This is a genomic window from Rhizorhapis sp. SPR117 (assembly GCF_021742065.1).
In genome coordinates, this window is the sequence record NZ_JAKKIE010000252.1 from 1 (window position 1) to 357 (window position 357).

1 protein-coding gene is annotated in these 357 nt (G+C 55.2%); it reads right to left on the minus strand.

The window, feature by feature from the left end; all coding sequences use genetic code 11:
* Window positions 1-88: 88 nt before the first annotated feature.
* Window positions 89-357: transposase (locus tag L3X40_RS22245; protein ID WP_237367493.1), on the minus strand; the 269-nt coding region annotated here is incomplete at its 5' end.

Sequence of the window (357 nt, forward strand, 5' to 3'; positions counted from 1 at the left end):
GCCGACGAGATCCTCGCCGCCGTCAAACGCTTCTGCCAGAAAACAATGAAGCGAACTTCGGATTCAGGTGACTAGGTGGTGTTTACATTCATAGGCAACATTTGAGTGCTGCGACGAGGTTGAGGAAGCCGCTGTAGTTTCGCGCAAGTTTGTCGTAGCGTGTGGCGATGCGCCGGAAGTGTTTGAGTTTGTTGAAGAAGCGTTCGATCAGATTGCGGTCCTTGTAGATTGCGGCGTCGAAGCTGCGCCATTTGGCAGTTGTGGTTCGACGCGGAACGACCGGTTTCGCTCCTGCTGCCGCGATGGCGTCCATAGCGCGTTGGCCGTCATAGCCTTTGTCAGCCAGAACATGACGTG